At 51.4% G+C, this 17009-nt stretch carries 13 protein-coding genes, 1 pseudogene and 1 riboswitch; of the genes and pseudogenes, 5 read left to right on the top strand and 9 right to left on the bottom strand.

Features of this window, described 5'->3' with window-relative positions:
* Window positions 1–44 precede the first annotated feature (44 nt).
* The 3 genes from malM to malK form a co-directional block, all read right to left on the bottom strand.
* Entirely contained in the window at window positions 45–1019 is a 975-nt protein-coding gene (gene malM / locus D8682_RS14050) for a maltose operon protein MalM (protein WP_064541254.1), read from the bottom strand.
* A 144-nt stretch (window positions 1020–1163) separates the two neighbouring features.
* Window positions 1164–2480, bottom strand: a complete 1317-nt coding sequence (locus D8682_RS14055) for a maltoporin (RefSeq protein ID WP_064541256.1) — start codon at window positions 2478–2480, stop codon at window positions 1164–1166.
* Between the two features lie 44 nt (window positions 2481–2524).
* Entirely contained in the window at window positions 2525–3634 is a 1110-nt protein-coding gene (gene malK / locus D8682_RS14060; RefSeq protein WP_064541259.1) for a maltose/maltodextrin ABC transporter ATP-binding protein MalK, read from the bottom strand.
* Window positions 3635–4023: 389 nt separating this feature from the next.
* On the opposite strand from malK, the gene malE reads away from it, so the two are divergent.
* The 3 genes from malE (at window position 4024) to malG (ending at window position 7830) form a co-directional block, all read left to right on the top strand.
* Window positions 4024–5214 carry a maltose/maltodextrin ABC transporter substrate-binding protein MalE gene (gene malE / locus D8682_RS14065; RefSeq protein ID WP_064541261.1) on the top strand — a complete coding sequence of 397 codons (1191 nt, stop codon included), beginning with the start codon at window positions 4024–4026 and terminating at the stop codon, window positions 5212–5214.
* A gap of 168 nt (window positions 5215–5382) precedes the next feature.
* The gene (gene malF, locus D8682_RS14070; protein WP_121814537.1) at window positions 5383–6927 is read left to right on the top strand and encodes a maltose ABC transporter permease MalF; all 1545 of its coding nucleotides are present in this window, start codon (window positions 5383–5385) and stop codon (window positions 6925–6927) included.
* Window positions 6928–6939: 12 nt separating this feature from the next.
* Window positions 6940–7830: a maltose ABC transporter permease MalG gene (malG, locus tag D8682_RS14075; RefSeq protein WP_034492378.1), complete on the top strand. Its 891-nt coding sequence runs from the start codon at window positions 6940–6942 to the stop codon at window positions 7828–7830.
* Window positions 7831–7926: 96 nt separating this feature from the next.
* Here the strand turns inward: malG and psiE are convergent, their stop codons facing one another.
* The 6 genes from psiE to pgi all read right to left on the bottom strand — a co-directional run bounded on the left by psiE (window position 7927) and on the right by pgi (window position 14353).
* Window positions 7927–8334, bottom strand: a complete 408-nt coding sequence (psiE, locus tag D8682_RS14080; RefSeq protein ID WP_121814538.1) for a phosphate-starvation-inducible protein PsiE — start codon at window positions 8332–8334, stop codon at window positions 7927–7929.
* Between the two features lie 134 nt (window positions 8335–8468).
* Window positions 8469–10565: a YjbH domain-containing protein gene (locus tag D8682_RS14085; protein ID WP_121814539.1), complete on the bottom strand. Its 2097-nt coding sequence runs from the start codon at window positions 10563–10565 to the stop codon at window positions 8469–8471.
* Window positions 10565–11341: a capsule biosynthesis GfcC D2 domain-containing protein gene (locus tag D8682_RS14090; protein ID WP_121815707.1), complete on the bottom strand. Its 777-nt coding sequence runs from the start codon at window positions 11339–11341 to the stop codon at window positions 10565–10567. The genes D8682_RS14085 and D8682_RS14090 overlap by 1 nt, the downstream gene beginning before the upstream one ends.
* A gap of 38 nt (window positions 11342–11379) precedes the next feature.
* On the bottom strand, window positions 11380–12018 hold the full coding sequence (locus D8682_RS14095; RefSeq protein ID WP_121814540.1) for a YjbF family lipoprotein: 639 nt from the start codon (window positions 12016–12018) through the stop codon (window positions 11380–11382).
* A gap of 63 nt (window positions 12019–12081) precedes the next feature.
* On the bottom strand, window positions 12082–12327 hold the full coding sequence (gene yjbE / locus D8682_RS14100) for an exopolysaccharide production protein YjbE (RefSeq protein ID WP_064541276.1): 246 nt from the start codon (window positions 12325–12327) through the stop codon (window positions 12082–12084).
* 379 nt (window positions 12328–12706) lie between these two features.
* Entirely contained in the window at window positions 12707–14353 is a 1647-nt protein-coding gene (gene pgi / locus D8682_RS14105; protein ID WP_064541280.1) for a glucose-6-phosphate isomerase, read from the bottom strand.
* Window positions 14354–14693: 340 nt separating this feature from the next.
* Between pgi and D8682_RS14110 the strand changes: the two are divergent.
* Together D8682_RS14110 and lysC are read left to right on the top strand one after the other, a co-directional pair.
* Window positions 14694–15158 (top strand): annotated as a pseudogene (locus tag D8682_RS14110) (sodium:proton antiporter); the annotation flags it as partial.
* Window positions 15159–15209: 51 nt separating this feature from the next.
* A riboswitch (Lysine riboswitch) is annotated at window positions 15210–15443 on the top strand.
* Between the two features lie 157 nt (window positions 15444–15600).
* Window positions 15601–16956 (top strand): lysine-sensitive aspartokinase 3, encoded by a 1356-nt coding sequence (gene lysC, locus D8682_RS14115; RefSeq protein ID WP_121814542.1) that lies wholly within the window; start codon window positions 15601–15603, stop codon window positions 16954–16956.
* Window positions 16957–17009: the final 53 nt, after the last annotated feature.

Raw genomic sequence — 17009 nt, forward strand, 5'->3', positions numbered from 1 at the left:
AGTGAGCGCACCAAACCTCAAACATCAGCACTGCGGGGAAACGCTTACCCCTTGCCTTTTACACTGCTGATAAAAGTTTTACGGGCAGTAGTCGAGCCCAGGCGTTCAGCTTCATCCAGTAGTTTCAGGGCTTTATCAACATCACCTGCGGCTACTGCTTGTTTGATTGCCTGGTTGAAATAGGTTTCCGTATCACTCAGCACGGGCTCTTTTTTCGCAGCTGGAGCCACTACTGGCGCAGGTGCCGGAGCTGGAGCCACTACGGCGGTTGTTGCCACTGCCGCAGGTGCAGTGTAAGTGGTGGCTGGTGCGGCGGTATTACCGACCGTTACCGGGCCTGGGCCTGATGAACCAAACAGCGGCCCAACTAAAATACTGGAACTTGAAGAAGTTTTGACCTTAAGTGAAATTTCACCTTCAGTACCATGGCGTGCAATCGGATCAGGAATATCTGGTACCGCATTACCGTTGCCCCTAGCATAGGCTTTTGCAGGGTCAACCATCGTGGTGGTTTGTTGCAGGTCTTTATTGGTGGTGAACACCAACAAATAAAGTTTTTGTTGCCCCAATGCTGGGGTTAATTTCATGACGCCTTCCAGGCGATTTAAAGACAACACTCCCGGTTCCTGATAGGCAAAGAAAGCCGATGGGAAATAAGCAGCAGGCGTCATGTTTTGGTCAAATACCAACACGTTTGGTGCAAATACCGTATCTTTATTCACGATACTTGAGAGCGTAATCGTCAGCTCCCCGATACTTGCCGGTACGCTGTAGGCCGCAACTGGCCCGGTGATATCACCGGCATTCAAGCTCTGGCCGGTGGTTGCGAGATTAGTCTTTTGGGTTTGGGTTTGATCAACCGGGATCCATTGCAGCTGTTGCAATGCGGAAGACGGGATAGCAGGTGCAGCAGAAAGATCCTGCGGCACGATATTAACATTGGCCAGGCTTAAGCCAGGCATGCTTGCGAACAACCCTGCGGATAAGCAGAGTGCCAGGAGACTTTTTTTCATTTTCATTGTTATCAACCTCAATGGGAAATCGGTGGAAAGTTAGCCAGGCAATAGCGCTTTCCATCGAAACAGGCATTGGCATACAAGGGTAATAACGAGGGGCTCAGTGGCGAACCCCTCATCGTTTCATAACATTAGGTTAAAGCCGTATTACCACCAGATTTCCATCTGGGCACCGAAGGAGAACTCGTCGTTATCGCCGCGGCTGGTAGAGAAGTTACCGTTACCAGTGTTGTCTGCGATGGCAAAGCGAGTGGCGTCGCCGTTAGCGTCTTTCGCGTAACCCCACTGCTCATCCCAACGGGCATAAGTTGCAAACAGACGCAGTGCCGGACGTGACCAGATGCTGTCACCTGCTTGCCATTGTTGTGCCAGGGTAATTTTGTACTGACCGTTGCGATCGCCAGTTTCCTGGGATTTCACGTTGTCGTAGCCAAGTTCCAGCAAGGTACTCATGATTGGCGTCCATTTGTACATTGGACGAATACCGATGGTGTACCATTCAGTCCCCTGGTTATCATCCATATCCAGGTTCTGGTACATACCGACGTACATCAGGTCCCATTTGTCTGCCAGCGTGATTGCGCCGTGGTCGAGGACACGGATCATGCTGCCGTCGTTGTTAACGCTACCGCCCTGCGCCTGGCCTTTGCCCTGCGAAGTCATAGAGTCAGTTGCATACTGCACAACGAATTTGTTAAAGCCTTTCAACATACTTTGCGTATGTTCTGCAGTCAGCATCCAACCATCTTTCGACGCACCTGGTTCCAGGTAGTAATCGTCAGGAATGTTGGTGTGACCGTAATCAACGCCCAGCTCCAGTGTGCCGCCGTCGTTAATTTCTAAACCAGCCCAACGCACGTCAAACACGTCGTTTGGTACTTTATTGTTATATGTACGCTCGCCAGTAGCCGGGTCGAATTCCGCATTCGCAGAAGAACCGCCAGACTCTGTAGAACGAGTGGCCGCGAAGGAAAGTTTGCCTGCGCCGACGTCAATGTTTTCCAGACCCGCACCAGGACCAGAAATATCCCAGTAGTAGAAGTCAATCATGTGAACGTCATGACGTTGGTAGAAACGCTTACCTGCCCACATGTTTGCGCCTGGCAGAGAATCGATAAGGTTTTTACCCTGCACGTTGAATTCACGAATGGCTGGAGTGTTATCGTTTTCCCAGTCGTTCAACTGTGATGAGTTGTAGGCAATGTTGGAGTCGAAGTAGAAGCTCTTATCGCCTTCTTTCCACACTTCCTGGCCTAATTTAATTTCTGCGTAAGTATCACATTCGTTACCCAGACGATATTTAGATTGAGCACCAGTTGCCTGGAAGCATTCTTGTGGTCCGCCGCTACCGGTCCAGCCGATACCAGAACGGGCGTAACCGTGGAAGTCCACAGCCAGAGCCTGAACAGACATAACGCCTGCTGCTACGGCAACTGCCAGTGGGAGTTTGCGCAGAGTAATCATCGTTCTATCTCCTGAATCATTGCTTTTCTTTTTTATGGGAATGCTTAAACACCTGGCTCTTGATGCAGCCGACGACATGCAGTGCCATCCTCACGGAACAGATGGCAACGCTCTGGCGGCAAGCCAATAGCGAATGTGGCACCCTCTTTTACCAACACCACGTCATTCTGGCGGTACACCAGGTTCTGACGGATGGCGGGGATTTGGATGTGAATCTGAGTTTCATGACCGAGTTGCTCAACCACCTGAACTTCGCCTTCAAGCGTGACGTCAGCGATATCGCTTGGCAGCAGATGTTCCGGGCGAATGCCCAGAGACATATTGGCGCCGACCTGGACTTCTTTGCTCTCTACCGGCAGCCAAACTTGCTGACGGTTTGGTAATTCAACCTGTACCTGATCAATCGCAGTGGCGGTCACTTTCACTGGCAGGAAGTTCATTTTTGGCGAGCCAATAAAGCCCGCAACAAAACGGTCCGCCGGGTAGTGATACAGCTCGAGCGGTTTACCGACTTGCGCCACGCGGCCTGCGTCCAGCACCACAATTTTGTCGGCCAGCGTCATCGCTTCGACCTGATCGTGGGTGACATAAACCATGGTGCGTCCAAGACGCTTGTGCAGTCGGGAGATCTCAATACGCATCTGCACACGCAGTGCCGCATCAAGGTTAGAAAGTGGTTCATCGAGCAGGAAGACACGCGGTTCTGCCACCAGCGTACGGCCAATGGCAACACGCTGACGTTGTCCGCCAGACAGTGCTTTTGGGCGGCGATCTAATAAATGGGCCAGCTGCAACGTTTCTGAAACTTGTGTGACTCGCTGATTAATTTCGCTTTTCTTGGCACCGGCCAACTTCAGCCCAAAGGACATGTTTTCTGCAACAGAAAGATGGGGATACAGGGCATAAGACTGGAACACCATGCCAACACCGCGCTCTGCGGGAGGAATGTCGTTCATGCGAGTTTCACCAATGAACAAATCACCACTGGTGATGGTTTCCAACCCAGCGATCATGCGCAACAGTGTGGATTTACCGCAGCCTGACGGACCAACAAAAACTACAAACTCACCTTCCTGGATGTCCAGATTGATATCTTTCGATACCACCACATCCCCCCAGGCTTTTGTTACGTTCCGTAGCTGTACGCTTGCCATGTACTTCTCCCTTCATTCATTCCGTCACGATGCTAATGGGCAGGTGATTCAAGATGTGTCGGACTATGACGGATCTATACATTTGGTAACTCCTCCACCCTGATGTTTTTTATGGGGGAGGAGGCGGGAGGATGAGAAGTGAGTTTCTGCAACCGGTTACAGTCGGCACAAGAGATTTTCGTGATCGTGGTTTCAAAAAACCGGGTGGTTTTGTGTGCTCCAGGACACATAACTGCCAGTTATGTAATGGGGATCACAGATAATCGGGGTGGGGCGTAGGGCTAAGGAGGATGAGAAGCACTTGCCATCTGCGCAAACTGGCAACCGTAACGCCACTAGCTTGACCTGATGTATCCACGCGCAAACCACCATTCAAAGGATGGGAACATATGAAAATTAAAACTGGCGCCCGCATCCTCGCTCTGTCTGCCCTGACAACGATGATGTTTTCCGCCTCTGCACTGGCAAAAATAGAAGAAGGCAAACTGGTCATCTGGATTAACGGTGACAAAGGTTATAACGGCCTGGCCGAAGTGGGTAAAAAGTTTGAGAAAGACACGGGCATTAAAGTGACCATCGAGCACCCGGACAAACTGGAAGAGAAATTCCCACAAGTCGCGGCGACCGGCGATGGCCCGGACATTATCTTCTGGGCGCACGACCGTTTCGGTGGTTACGCACAATCTGGCCTGCTGGCCGAAATCACTCCAGACAAAGCTTTCCAGGACAAACTGTATCCGTTTACCTGGGACGCAGTTCGTTACAACGGCAAAATCATTGCTTACCCAGTCGCGGTTGAAGCACTCTCTCTGATTTATAACAAAGACTTAGTCCCTAACCCGCCAAAAACCTGGGAAGAAATCCCGGCGCTGGATAAGCAGCTGAAAGCAAAAGGTAAGAGCGCGTTGATGTTCAACCTGCAAGAACCGTACTTCACCTGGCCGCTGATTGCTGCTGACGGTGGTTACGCGTTCAAACTCGAAAACGGCAAATATGACGTGAAAGATGTCGGCGTGGACAGCCCAGGCGCGAAAGCGGGCCTGACCTTCCTGGTCGACATGATTAAAAACAAACAAATGAATGCGGATACCGATTACTCCATCGCAGAAGCGGCCTTTAACAAAGGCGAAACCGCGATGACGATTAACGGCCCGTGGGCATGGTCCAACATCGATAAGAGCAAAATCAATTACGGCGTAGCGCTGCTGCCAACCTTCAAAGGCAAAGCATCTAAACCGTTCGTTGGTGTGCTGAGTGCCGGTATCAATGCGGCTAGCCCGAACAAAGAACTGGCGAAAGAGTTCCTGGAAAACTACCTGATGACCGACCAGGGCCTGGCTGAAGTCAACAAAGACAAGCCATTGGGCGCAGTTGCTCTGAAATCTTACCAGGATCAACTGGCGAAAGATCCACGTATCGCTGCCACCATGGATAACGCCCAAAAAGGCGAAATCATGCCTAACATCCCGCAAATGGCCGCCTTCTGGTATGCCACACGCACCGCCGTCATCAACGCAGTTAGCGGTCGTCAGACTGTTGATGAAGCGCTGAAAGATGCTCAGGGACGTATTACTAAGTAAGTCATTCCCCCTCACCCCGGCCCTCTCCCCGTTGGGGCGAGGGAGATAACCGAGCAATCCCCTCCAGCTCAGGGGACGGTGAGAACCGCGCAATCCCCTCTCCCTCAGGGAGAGGGTTAGGGTGAGGGTGGTTTCAGATGATAAGTTGTAGAGGTAGAGGAAGACCCCATGGATGTTGTTAAAAAGAGCCACTGGTGGCAAAGCGATGTACTGAAGTGGTCAGTCATCGGCCTGATGGGACTGCTGGTTGGTTATCTTATTGTCATAATGTACGCCCAGGGGGAGTACCTGTTTGCCATCATGACGCTGATTTTAAGCTCAGCTGGCCTCTATATTTTTGCCAACCGTAAGGCTTATGCCTGGCGTTATGTTTACCCTGGAATGGCTGGTATGGGGCTGTTTGTCCTGTTCCCATTGGTTTGTACCATCGCCATCGCCTTCACCAACTACAGCAGCACCAACCAGTTGACCCAGGAACGGGCACAGGAAGTGCTGATGGACCGCCAATATCAGGCGGGCAAAACCTTTAACTTCGGCCTTTATCCGGCGGGCGATGAGTGGCAACTGGCCCTCACCGACGGAGAAACTGGCAAAAATTACCTCTCCGACGCCTTTAAATTTGGCGGCGAGCAGCACCTGAAATTGAAAGAAGCGGATGCGCTGCCAACGGGCGAAAAAGCCAATCTGCGCGTGATCACGCAAAACCGCGCGGCATTGACGCAAATCACCGCGCAAATGCCAGATCAAAGCACGCTGACCATGAGTTCCCTGCGCCAGTTTTCCGGCACCCGTCCACTGTATACGGCGGCGGATAACGGTGAGCTGACCAACAACCAAAGCGGCGTTAAATACCGCCCGAATAACGATATTGGTTTCTATCAGTCTGTTAACGCCGAAGGCAACTGGGGCAACGAGCAATTAAGCCCGGGCTACACAGTGACCATCGGCTGGAAAAACTTCTTACGTGTGTTCCACGATGAAGGCATCCAAAAACCATTTATGGCGATTTTCGTCTGGACGGTGATCTTCTCAATCCTGACGGTGATTCTCACCGTGGCTGTCGGCATGATTCTGGCGTGTGTTGTGCAGTGGGAATCCCTGAAAGGCAAAGCGATTTATCGCGTGATGTTGATCCTGCCATACGCGGTACCGTCGTTTATTTCTATTTTGATTTTCAAAGGGTTGTTCAACCAAAGTTTCGGTGAAATCAACATGATGTTGAGCTCACTGTTTGGTATCAAACCCGCCTGGTTTAGCGACCCAACCACCGCACGTTCCATGATAATTATCGTCAATACCTGGCTCGGTTATCCATACATGATGATTTTGTGCATGGGCTTGTTGAAAGCGATTCCGGACGACTTATACGAAGCTTCGGCAATGGATGGTGCAGGCCCATTCCAGAATTTCTTTAAAATCACGCTGCCGCTGCTGATTAAGCCGCTGACACCACTGATGATTGCCAGCTTTGCCTTTAACTTTAACAACTTCGTGCTGATTCAGCTGTTAACCAATGGCGGGCCAGACAGGCTCGGCACCACAACGCCTGCGGGCTACACGGACTTGCTGGTGAGCTACACCTACCGCATTGCCTTTGAAGGCGGCGGCGGTCAGGACTTTGGTTTAGCGGCGGCTATCGCAACGCTTATCTTCCTGCTGGTTGGGGCATTAGCGATTGTTAACCTGAAAGCCACCCGCATGAAGTTTGATTAAGGAGCGATTCACATGGCAATGGTTCAACCCAAATCTCAAAAGCTGCGTCTGTTTACCACGCATCTGCTACTACTGATATTTATCGCGGCAATTATGTTCCCGCTGCTGATGGTGATTGCGATTTCACTGCGCCCGGGTAACTTCGCCACTGGCAGCCTGATCCCGGATCAAATCTCCTGGGAGCACTGGAAATTAGCACTGGGCTTTAGCGTGCAACATGCCGATGGCAGCGTCACGCCACCGCCGTTCCCGGTGCTGTTGTGGCTGTGGAACTCCATCAAGATTGCGGCGATTACCGCGCTGGGGATTGTCACGCTTTCAACCACTTGTGCTTATGCGTTTGCCCGTATGCGTTTCCCTGGCAAAGCCACGTTGCTCAAAGGGATGCTGATTTTCCAGATGTTCCCGGCGGTATTGTCACTGGTGGCGTTGTATGCCTTGTTTGACCGCCTCGGCCAGTACATTCCGTTTATTGGTTTGAATACGCACGGTGGGGTGATCTTCGCCTATCTTGGCGGTATTGCGCTGCATGTGTGGACGATTAAGGGCTACTTCGAAACTATCGATAACTCGCTGGAAGAAGCGGCAGCGCTGGATGGTGCAACTCCATGGCAAGCCTTCCGCCTGGTGTTGCTGCCGCTGTCTGTGCCAATTCTGGCAGTGGTATTTATTCTGTCGTTTATCGCCGCGATTACCGAAGTGCCAGTCGCGTCATTGTTACTGCGTGACGTCAACAGCTACACCCTGGCGGTAGGTATGCAGCAATATCTCAACCCACAAAACTATTTGTGGGGCGACTTTGCTGCTGCCGCTGTGCTCTCAGCCATCCCGATTACCGTCGTGTTCTTACTGGCGCAACGCTGGCTAGTGAGCGGCCTGACGGCGGGAGGGGTGAAAGGATAAGATTTCCTGTCAGTTATTGCTTCATCTTATGTCATGCCACTGCAAACCCTCAATTTGACTTAGCCTCATTTCCGGCGGCCTTCGGGCCGCCTTTTTTTATTCTCGTTTTAAGCGACTGCTATTACACAACCACAGCGTGATCACCAGTAACAAAATCGCCCCCGAGTAGATCAATACATCGCGCGGATCTTTATGGTCGATGATGATAAGCCGCACAATGGCGGTGATGCCGATATAGATAAAGTAACGCAGTGGGAAGTGATAACCGGATTGAAAGTACTTCACGATCAACGCGATAAATTCGAAGTAAAGAAAGTAAACCACCAGCCCTTCAATCAGCTGATACTTGCTGGCTTGATCGCTGGGCGCAAACAGCGAGGTGGCTAAGTGCAGCGTTTCTTTACCCAGGAAGATGATGAGGATTACGCCGAGCGCAAGCAACGCCAGATTGAGGACCGTTTGCATAATTTTAGCGATGAGTTCAACGCGGGGGGTGGTTGTCATAAGAACGCCTCATGTTTGGGTATCGAGGTGTTGTTATACGTTAAAACTGTGATCTGAATCTAATTTTTCTGCTTATGTTGCCCCCTCACCCCGGCCCCTCTCCCTGTGGGAGAGGGGCCGGGGTGAGGGCATGATCACCTGAAATTAATATCCCGATCGCTCGTCATCCCATACAACTCAAACTTACGACCCAGCATCTGCCCACCGTCACGCGTCAGCGGTGTCCAGCTCACTTGCGCGCGGCTGCGGGTTGGTGATGATGAGAAAAGATCCAACGGCACATTGACGTAGAAACCTTTGGTGAAATCCCCTTCCCCGTACTCTTCTTTCGACACATTAGTAATGGTCGCGTACGTCCCCACCACCACGCCGCTGTCGAAGCGTTTCGAGATCTCCAGCGTGCCGCCTTTATCTTTTGCCAGATATTGGCCAATGCTGAGTTTAACCAGCACATCTTCGGCAAACGGTGGTGTCCAGTAACCGGTGATATGGCCAGTTGGCGCGCTGTAGTCGGTGAACTTCATCATGTCCAGCGAGCTGGTCCAGTCACGCTGTTTGACGTAGTTGGCATTGGCACCAATTGCCCAGTTACTGTCGACCGGACGATACAACACTTCCGCCCCAACCCCGCCATACATGGTTTCGAGATAACCGCCGTACACCTGTCCATACCAGCTGTTGCCCAAATACTGGAAGTAGTTAGCTTGCAGGTTGTTGACGTAAATATCGTTCTCGACGTAATCACGGACGTGAGTACGTACACGCGGCAACGTCGAATCATTCGGAGGATTGGTGTAGTTAAATTTGTCGTAGTTATTGGCGATGTTGGCAAACAGACTGCCGGTGGTCAGCAAGTGATCCGTCACCCACCAGTCGGCAGTGCCCATCACGCCAACCTGATACATATAGAAGCTTTCTGGCCCGCCGACAGACTGGTTGAGCACCGGGTTAATCGCGAAATTCAGCTTCGATTTATCGATGAAATAACCCTGCTCGGTTTTCTCAGGAATGATCGGCTCAACGCGCTTTTGTACCAGTTGCGTTTCATGCCCCAGCGGCTCACCTTCAAGGTGATGACGCAGACTCGCAACGTCTGTTTCTGTCGTTACCTGCGGCAGATTCAGACGCGTTTCGGTAATTCGAACCGTGCGGATATTCTCCGGCAGGTCGTTCATGATGATACGGTTGGCACGCTCAATCCCTTCGTGGGAGTCGCGGTATTTCACCTGCTCGCCAGTCACATACAAGGTATCGCCTTTTACCTGAATATTCGGGTTCGCCAGACCGGCGTTGTATTTGAGCTGCGTGAGCTGATTCGCCACCACCGTCGGTTGCAAAATTTCATCTTGCGGTTGCGGCTGATATTGCGGGCGGCGATTATCGTTATAACCTGGGCGCAAATCGTTGAAGTTAGTGCGTAACGTGACGCCAAACATCAGGGTATTGCCACGCTCATAGCTGACGTTAACGTCGGCCCAATCGGCGACGCGGTAGATAGCACCGACGTTAAAGTTGCTACGCTGTTCGAGTTTCCCGGCAAAATCTTGCGTGTAATTATTACCTTCGTATTCCAGTTTCAGGCGCAGCGGTTGCCACGGAGTCTGGTATTCGATGCCGCCAAACAATGATGCAGGGCCATGGAACATGCCGCTAAAGTTGAACGAACCGGCCTGGTTGTAGCTGTTATCGCGATAGCAAAAACCATTGCTCACTTCGCAGAATGGATTTTTCACGTTACCGCTGGTGCCCATGTAACCCCAGCCCATTCCGAGGGTAAAATCGAACGGCCCCCAGGCTTTGCTCGCCACGATATATTCGCTGTCAAACAGCCCGGTACCGCCTAAGTCACGGAACCCTACCGCCACTTGCGGCAAGTAATACCCTTCCTCCCAAAGACGGACTTTCATGTCGAAGGCTTTATCTTTGTAGGTCTGGTCGCCCGAGAAAGCGTCGACACTACTGTACTGTTTGGTGCGCACATCGGTGTAGCGCAGCGTCGTTTCCAGCCATGGGAACAATTGCACTGAAGCCGAGTAAAAGCGGTACTGATCGTTATCGCGATAGTTGAGGCTAAATTCCCCTTCGCGCGCCATGCGGGCCGTGGGAGTTTGCAGCAAACCGACGCCGCCGAAATCCGATTGCGATGGGCCAACAGGAGCCGGGAAAGTTTCAGCCTGGCAAGCCGATGAAACTGCCAGCGCCAGCAAACTGTAGAGCGTTTTCTTCTTCATCAATCCGGTCTCCGATGCGTCAGAGAGTGAAGGATTTGCTGATTCATTTGTTCAAAATCAGAATTAAGCAGGCGCTCTTTAAAGCCGACAAACAGGATGCTTCCCGGCGTGAGTTCGACGTGGCGGTTATTCCAGTAGGCGACTGGCGCTTTTTGCGTTTTGCCATCTGGATAGATAACCCATGCAAAACTGCGATCGGCACCACTGAGTTTGTCGATGCCATCGAGATATTCATCCGCGCTGCGCCCTGCCACAAAAGGCTTCGCCCCTGGTGAACTCACCAACCCCACCAGCGTGATGGTGGCCGGCTGCACTCCTGCCCACAGGCTGTAATCGCCTTGCAGCGGGACATTGGCCCGCGGATGCACGCGTACCCAGTCGGGGTCGAGATCAACAAACTGGCGTCCGGTAACGTGAACGGCCTGCATTTGCTGGCGCACACCGTTAATTGCCGCCGCATCATCACCGTCTTCCCCGGCGGCTAATGCGCTCAACGAAGCCAGTAATTTCTGGTGTTGTTGTTCTTCAGCCGCCGAAGCCTGGCGTTCGCTTATCACCGCACCGGGCCACCAGGCGTTCGCCAATGAAGGTTGAGTCACTAAGTCGGCCAGCCGTTCTACGTTTTTAATGGTTTGATTTTGTGGATAAATCGTCACGTTTCCAGCGGCGTAAGCGCTAAATTGAAGGGTGGATAAGCAAAATGCCGCTAAAACCCGTCGGATGACGCTGCGCTTATCCGACCTACAAAACCGTAGGGTGGATAAACGTAGTGTCATCCACCATGTGGTTGAAGAACGCGTCATAGCTTTTATTTTCATTCTTTCGCCGCCTTCAACAGAATCGTGGTGACAGGCCAATAATCAGGGCCAAGATATTGTTTTGACTGGCGTACCTGGCCTGCGCTGTCTATCCAGAAGCGGTTATGCCAGGTTTTATCCAGCGCGGTGATTTCTTCATCAAGAATGCGCACCGGCGTGGTGCTTTCAGCCACGTTCAGCGTGTCGGTGCCGTCCCAGGTAAACGTTGAACGCGCCGAAGCCATGCGTACTTGCTGGTGTTCGGTCCAGGCCATTTGCCGCGTCCAGCTTATGCCATCGACAATTTGATTCGCTTTTGCCAGCGGGTCGCTCGCCATATTGGTCACTTGCTGGAGGTTGTCACCAAGACCGGTGGTTTTTACGATGCGGCCATTTTCAGTGACGACCATCGCCCAGTCTTGCGTGACCCACTTTTGCTGGCCATTTTCGTCATACGCCAGCACGACGAATATTTGCGGGCCGTTATTGAGGCGCATGTACTGGCTGGCGTAGCGCATATTCTGGATTTCGTCATGGGTTAGCTGCACGCCATCCTCACCCACAATGCTGTGCCAAAGCGAGGTACCAAGACCTTGAGTGGTGTCGGAGCAGGCCTGAAGTAACAGGCAGACAAGAAAAGTTGCGAGTCGCTGCACGAGGTTTTCCCGGATTCGAAATAACCACACCGAAGTGTGGTTAGGGTTAAATCACCCGTGAAATTAACGGGTGCTGGTCGTGGTGGTAGTGGTGGTTCCGGTATTGGAGCCATCGCCGCCACCGGTTGCCGCAAGTGCTACACCCACTGCCGACCCGACAGTGCTGGCGCTGGTCGCAGTAGAACTACCTGCGGACACAGAAGTTGCTTGTGCGCCGGCTGCTTCACCCACCGCTACCGGGTCAGCACTCGCCGCGCCAGCAGTTGCCAGCGTGAATATGGCTAAAGCGCCATAAAGAACTTTCTTCATAACTATTTCCCTTCATTGAATGAATGGAGATTTGCCCAAAAGGAATTTCAGGCGGTTTCGAGTATACACAACTAGTAATAGTGTTAGGCCGCAGAGGGGAATATCAGCAGTGCTTTAAGATAAATGGAAATATAACAACAACCAGATATTAATTTTTATTCATATGCATATAAAACAACAAGTTAAAATATTTATAAAAAGCATATCAATCTAATTAATCCGAAAGTAAACCTCCTGAATTATCAGGATACAGTGAATTTTAGGATTAACCTCAGCGGAGAAATAAACAGATATTATGCGGCAAGGGGAATTATCTTATATTCCCCTTTAAATAAATAAGCCGGCATAACGCCGGCTTATATTTGAAGTATGACGGGTATTAGCGCCAGGATTTATAACGGTTAATCAGGCCATTTGTAGAACTGTCGTGGCTGCTGATTTCTGCATTATCACCCAGCTCCGGCAAAATGCGGTTAGCCAGTTGTTTCCCTAATTCCACACCCCACTGATCAAACGTGAAGATGTTCAGAATGACACCCTGAGTGAAGATCTTGTGCTCATACAGCGCAATCAGTGCACCGAGGCTGAACGGTGTGATTTCACGTAGCAGGATGGAGTTAGTTGGGCGGTTACCTTCGAAGACTTTGAACGGTACAACGTGTTCCAGTGTTTTCGGGTCTTTACCCTGGTCGGCATATTCTTGCTCAACTACATCGCGAGCTTTGCCAAACGCCAGCGCTTCTGTCTGCGCGAAGAAGTTAGACAGCAGTTTTGGATGGTGGTCGGAAAGCGGGTTATGGCTGGTTGCTGGTGCGATGAAATCACAAGGAACCATTTTGGTGCCCTGGTGAATCAGCTGGTAGAACGCGTGCTGGCCGTTAGTGCCCGGCTCGCCCCAGATGATTGGGCCAGTCTGGTAATCAACAGCGTTGCCGTTACGGTCAACGTATTTACCGTTGGATTCCATGTTGCCTTGCTGGAAGTAAGCCGCAAAACGGTGCATGTACTGGTCGTATGGCAGAATCGCTTCGGTTTCAGCACCAAAGAAGTTGTTGTACCAGATGCCGATCAGCGCTAACAGCACTGGCAGGTTTTGTTCTGCTGGCGTATTGGCGAAGTGTTTATCCATGGCATGCGCGCCGGACAACAGTTCAACAAAGTTTTCATAGCCGACAGACAGAATGATCGACAGACCGATCGCCGACCACAGGGAGTAACGGCCACCGACCCAGTCCCAGAACTCAAACATATTGGCAGTATCAATACCAAACTCACCGACAGCTTTCGCGTTGGTCGACAGCGCAGCAAAGTGTTTCGCAACGTGTTTGTTATCGCCAGCAGTTGCCAGGAACCAGTCGCGCGCGCTGTGGGCGTTGGTCATGGTTTCTTGAGTGGTGAAGGTTTTAGAGGCTACCAGGAACAGCGTGGTTTCCGGGTCAACGTTCTTCAGCACTTCAGCGATATGCGTGCCATCAACGTTAGACACAAAGTGCATGTTGAGGTGGTTTTTGTACGGACGCAGCGCTTCGGTCACCATGAATGGGCCAAGATCAGAACCGCCGATACCGATGTTAACCACATCAGTAATCGCTTTACCGGTGTAGCCTTTCCAGTTGCCGCTAATAATGCTTTCGGAGAAGGTTTTCATCTTCTCAAGCACTGCGTTCACTTCTGGCATCACATCTTTGCCATCAACGACGATTGGCGTGTTGCTACGGTTACGCAGCGCTACGTGCAGCACAGCACGGTCTTCAGTACGGTTAATCTTCTCACCAGAGAACATGGACTTAATTGCGCCCTGCAAATCAGTCTCTTTCGCCAAAGCCTGCAGCTTCGACAGGGTTTCTTCGGTGATGCGGTTTTTGGAGTAATCCACCAGCATTGAATCGTCGAAAGTAGCGGAGAACTTAGCAAAACGGTCGGCATCCTGCGCGAAAAGCTCAGCGATGGTGACGTCTTTCATTTCGTCAAAATGCGCCTGCAAAGCCTGCCATGCAGCGGTCTGCGTTGGGTTGATATTTTTCATAGCGATACCCTTTTGATTTGAGAACTGTGACTGCGGTCAATTGTATATCCACAAAACGGGATTTGTGATGATTTTTCTACCCTTGTATCGGGAATACCGTTTCAGATTATGTGCCAGCTAAAAAGTCGTCGCGCCTGGTTCCGCCCACGCAGAGCGCGTCTACACTGAGAAAAACAGTATGGCTTCGTAATCCAGGTAAGGTAAAAAATTTACGGAACTGTCCGTACCTCTTCTATCGGTGATTATCACCATCAGCTCACTGGCGGCACGATGGCTGGCGTGGTCGGCGCAAACTGTGGTGTTCGGTTTAGCCTGCGGCGGGCTGTTTGGATGGTTGCTCGGGAACGCGTGGTCTGAGCATGCGGAAAACCACTTCGATTTAAGCAATATTGCGCAAGTGCTGGCACTTTCGCCCAATCGGCATCAAAACGCACTGGCGGTTTATCATTTCAGCCATATTTTCGGCAGTGAAAATGTTTTTTCCATCCGCTCCGGTTCCGCATTAAAAGGTCGAACCAGCAACGAAAGTGCTCGTTTTCGTCGTCACGAGAAATTTTTTCCTGAAGATGTCACCTGGAGCAGTTTAAGCAGTCAGTTGGCCAAAGGTGCAACCATCAAAGCGACGCGACTAAATGAAAATTTTGGCTGGCTGGATTATTTGGAGAAAAATCGCGGTGTAGTGCCATTATTTTCCCGTCTGGAAGAAGGAAAAACTACTGCTATAAATGGCCCCACTGCTCCGACCTTACCCTGCACCCTGATTGCACTGGTGCAGAATGAAAACTCCTCAACTTCCAGGCGTTGACTTCTGTCGCGTTCCATTTTATTTGTATACGGCTACTTGCTCACTTGTGAGTAAGCCAGAAGAGGTGCGTCGCCCAGGTATCGTGTTTGAGGAGCCAATCCGAAGACGACACAGGAGGGGGAGCGACGCCGAGGTAATGTGCGTATGGCAGCGGATATTATCGACTACAAGGGCTGAATCCCTTGGGTTGTCACCTGAAGCATTCGGCAGTTGGATGCTTATACCCGGAATATTGCGCTGTGATGTACAGACTCTGGGTAGACAAGGTGGGGCGCTTCTGGGTGTATCCGTAGTTCAGTCTTCTTTTCTACGTCTGCCCCTTTCCCGCTCCCCCCTTGTGCCAAGGCTGAAAATTTAATGCCATTACCCCGTAATGATTCGAGTGTATCCAACAAAGATGCAGGCTGAAGAATGACGGATTGGTCCCTGACACGAGGTTGTAATGTCTTACCCACAAACCGTTATTGCCAAATTTGGCGGCACAAGCGTAGCCGATTACGACGCAATGAACCGCAGCGCCGATGTTGTGCTTGCTGATGAAAACGTTCGCGTAGTGGTGCTTTCCGCTTCTGCGGGTATCACCAATTTACTGGTTGCCCTGGCGCAAGGCCTGGAAGCGACCGAGCGTTTCGTTAAGCTCGATGCTATTCGCAAAATTCAATATGACATCGTCGAGCGTTTGGCTAATCCGCAGATTATTCGCGAAGAGATTGAACGCCTGCTGGAAAACATCACCACGCTTGCCGAAGCCGCATCACTGGCGACATCCACCGCGTTAACTGACGAACTGGTCAGCCACGGTGAATTAATGTCTACGCTGCTGTTTGTCGAAATCCTGCGTGAACGCAAAGTGGATGCGCAATGGTTTGATATTCGTAAAATCATGCGTACCAACGACCGTTTTGGCCGTGCTGAACCGGATGTGGCAACCTTAGCAGAACTGGCGACCCAGCAACTTCAACCGCGTCTGGTACAATCTCTGGTGATTACTCAAGGCTTTATCGGTAGCGAAGCCAAAGGCCGCACCACTACGCTTGGCCGTGGCGGCAGCGACTATACTGCGGCACTGTTGGGTGAAGCGTTGAAAGCAACCCGTGTAGATATCTGGACTGACGTTCCGGGCATTTACACCACCGATCCACGCATGGTGCCAGCGGCAAAACGCATCGATAAAATCGCCTTCGAAGAAGCCGCTGAAATGGCGACATTCGGTGCAAAAGTCCTGCATCCTGCAACATTACTGCCTGCTGTGCGTTGCGATATTCCGGTGTTTGTTGGCTCCAGCAAAGATCCCAAAGCGGGTGGCACCCTGGTGTGCAACCAAACCGATTATCCGCCGTTGTTCCGTGCGCTGGCGGTCCGTCGCAAGCAAACCCTGGTGACACTAAACAGCCTGAGTATGCTGCATGCTCACGGCTTCCTCGCAGAAGTGTTCAATATTCTGGCACACCACAATATTTCCGTAGATTTGATTACCACTTCCGAAGTGAGCATCGCACTGACGCTGGATACCACCGGCTCAACGTCTACCGATGAAAGCCTGCTGACCACTGCATTGCTGACCGAACTTTCTTCGTTATGCCGTGTGGAAGTGGAAGAAAACCTCGCGTTGGTCGCTATCATCGGTAACAACCTGTCCAAAGCTTGTGGCGTGGGTAAAGAGGTCTTCGGCGTACTCGAGCCGTTCAATATCCGCATGATTTGCTACGGCGCATCCAGCTATAACCTGTGCTTCCTGGTGCCGGGAGACGATGTTGAACAAGTGGTGCAAAAACTTCATCACAATCTGTTTGAATAAATTTTAATCTCATGCCATGAATACCAAGTGCCGGGCTCGATCCCGGCATTTTT

The organism is Buttiauxella sp. 3AFRM03 (assembly GCF_003675305.1).
Taxonomy (GTDB): Bacteria; Pseudomonadota; Gammaproteobacteria; order Enterobacterales; family Enterobacteriaceae; genus Buttiauxella; species Buttiauxella ferragutiae.

Excerpts from the sequence above, each read along its gene's own strand:
- D8682_RS14055 (WP_064541256.1), bottom strand. The coding sequence starts at position 2,480 with ATGATTACTCTGCGCAAACTCCCACTGGCAGTTGCCGTAGCAGCAGGC.
- psiE (WP_121814538.1), bottom strand. The coding sequence starts at position 8,334 with ATGACAACCACCCCCCGCGTTGAACTCATCGCTAAAATTATGCAAACG.
- malK (WP_064541259.1), bottom strand. The coding sequence starts at position 3,634 with ATGGCAAGCGTACAGCTACGGAACGTAACAAAAGCCTGGGGGGATGTG.
- pgi (WP_064541280.1), bottom strand. The coding sequence starts at position 14,353 with ATGAAAAATATCAACCCAACGCAGACCGCTGCATGGCAGGCTTTGCAG.
- lysC (WP_121814542.1), top strand. The coding sequence starts at position 15,601 with ATGTCTTACCCACAAACCGTTATTGCCAAATTTGGCGGCACAAGCGTA.
- malF (WP_121814537.1), top strand. The coding sequence starts at position 5,383 with ATGGATGTTGTTAAAAAGAGCCACTGGTGGCAAAGCGATGTACTGAAG.
- D8682_RS14090 (WP_121815707.1), bottom strand. The coding sequence starts at position 11,341 with ATGACACTACGTTTATCCACCCTACGGTTTTGTAGGTCGGATAAGCGC.
- malM (WP_064541254.1), bottom strand. The coding sequence starts at position 1,019 with ATGAAAATGAAAAAAAGTCTCCTGGCACTCTGCTTATCCGCAGGGTTG.
- malE (WP_064541261.1), top strand. The coding sequence starts at position 4,024 with ATGAAAATTAAAACTGGCGCCCGCATCCTCGCTCTGTCTGCCCTGACA.
- malG (WP_034492378.1), top strand. The coding sequence starts at position 6,940 with ATGGCAATGGTTCAACCCAAATCTCAAAAGCTGCGTCTGTTTACCACG.
- yjbE (WP_064541276.1), bottom strand. The coding sequence starts at position 12,327 with ATGAAGAAAGTTCTTTATGGCGCTTTAGCCATATTCACGCTGGCAACT.
- D8682_RS14085 (WP_121814539.1), bottom strand. The coding sequence starts at position 10,565 with ATGAAGAAGAAAACGCTCTACAGTTTGCTGGCGCTGGCAGTTTCATCG.